Origin of the sequence: Vibrio sp. V04_P4A5T148 (genome assembly GCF_963875605.1) — a bacterium.
GTDB classification, from domain to species: domain Bacteria; phylum Pseudomonadota; class Gammaproteobacteria; order Enterobacterales; family Vibrionaceae; genus Vibrio; species Vibrio anguillarum.
Genome location: NZ_CAWNMS010000110.1, coordinates 3,957 through 5,707, shown reverse-complemented (window position 1 = coordinate 5,707; position 1,751 = coordinate 3,957). Strand labels below are relative to the sequence as shown.

The 1,751-nt window shown below is 41.1% G+C and carries 2 protein-coding genes; both read right to left on the bottom strand.

Annotated elements, in window-relative coordinates; translation table 11 throughout:
* Nucleotides 1–97: 97 nt before the first annotated feature.
* Nucleotides 98–334, bottom strand: coding sequence for an RNA recognition motif domain-containing protein (locus tag AACT18_RS17665; protein WP_013867767.1), 237 nt, complete (start codon nucleotides 332–334; stop codon nucleotides 98–100).
* A gap of 1,203 nt (nucleotides 335–1,537) precedes the next feature.
* Nucleotides 1,538–1,723, bottom strand: coding sequence for a hypothetical protein (locus AACT18_RS17660; protein WP_094146627.1), 186 nt, complete (start codon nucleotides 1,721–1,723; stop codon nucleotides 1,538–1,540).
* Nucleotides 1,724–1,751 lie beyond the last annotated feature (28 nt).

Sequence of the window (1,751 nt, the reverse complement as noted above, 5' to 3'; positions counted from 1 at the left end):
GGGCGTTATGCAGTTCTACAGGTTCAACGGAAACTAAAAAACGTCAGCCCAATGTATTTGAACTGACGGAGCTTTACTCTTTTTGTCTATAAGGTGTTTATTCTGCGGCTTTTACTCTGATTTTGCTTTTGGCTACGTCAGAAAGGTTTAGGCTAGAAATTGCAGCATTAGCTTCGTTTTCGTTTGGCATTTCGACAAAAGCAAAGCCTTTTGATTGACCCGTTACTTGGTCTAAAACAAGCGTACATTCGGCTACGGAGCCATGAGCTGAGAATAAAACACGAAGTTCTTGTTCAGTTGTAGAGCGAGATAGATTGCGAACTAAAAGTTTCATGATGAACCAGTTGGTAGTAAATGACAGTGCGAATTGTGGCAGCTAAAGATAAGTTTGGCTAAGCAATTCGTTCTTTATACTGAGTATTGGTTAAAAAACTGCATAACAAACGGCTCAAGAGGGATTGCCAACGCGTGGCGACTTTAGTGCAAAATTGAAGTTCAGTGTTTACGGTGTGTTTTTTGAGTTCGGCTATGCGTTGTCAACCCCTTAGCCGGGCGTTAGGCAAAGTGAGTTTTTATCAGCTAAATCGAGTTGGAATTGAACGGTAAATTCAAGGTTTTCTGGCTTAAGTTAGGCAATAAATAGTCATCACATATTTGTTGTTTCGTGATCGCGTTGGGTTGTTTATCGTTGTGAGTTTAGCGGCAAAATAACCTTCAGCATCCAAACGTCCGCCGAGCATGCTACGCTCGTCACTTTTCTTCCAAATCGCTCAATTTGAGTTTTTTGTTTCTTTGCTGATTTGAGATTTTGGTTTATAAATGAATCGTTTAGTTTTTTTCAGTTTTCAAAAATGCCTTATTCTTGGGTTTTGAAAGTATCGTTGTCAATCGGTTGGCCTAACAAACGGCTCAAGAGGGATTGCCAACGCGTGGCGACTTTAGTGCAAAATTGAAGCTCAGTGTTTAAGGTGTGTTTTTTAAGTTTGGCGGTACGTTGCCAACCCCTTAGCCGGGCGTTATGCAACTCAGGTAAATTTAGGGGTTCAATCTTTTGGGATTTCTCCGGCTATTCGTTTTGTGTTGTCGGCAAATGAGCTTTTTATCCTCAGATTCTTGGTTAACTCAAACCGTAAAACAGACAAGATTCTTGGTTTGCCTCAATCATTTTTAGCGTTGGCGCGTTGTGAATTTAGTGGGTGTAAAGTGCGGAAAGGGCAAGTTAATCGATTATTTCGTACTTGTTGAAGATTTCGCTCGTTAAGTTTTCCTGATTCAAAAGTTTGGTTTGTTGCTGAAAGGTGGACTTTGTTTTGGCGGCTTATTTATCACGGCTCTGGCTTGGGTTGGTTCTTGAATCACTCAACCATTGCAACGGTTGCCTTTGGTCGTGTAAATTTGGTTTATCTCATTGAATTTGCATAACAAACGGCTCAAGAGGGATTGCCAACGCTTGGCGGCTTTAGTTCAAAATTGAAGTTCAGTGTTTACAGTGTGTTTTTTAAGTTCGGCTATGCGTCGTCAACCCCTTAGCCGGGCGTTAGGCAAGGTGAGTTTCTATCAGCCAAATCAAGTTGAAATTGAACGGTAAATTCCATGTTCTGATGGTTGAACTTAAGCAATAAACAATCATCACATATTTGTTGTTTCTTGATCGTGTTGGGTTGTTTATCGCGGTGAATTGATCGGCAAAATAACCTTCAGCATCCAAACGTCCGCCGAGCATGCTACGCTCGTCACTTTTCTTCCAAATC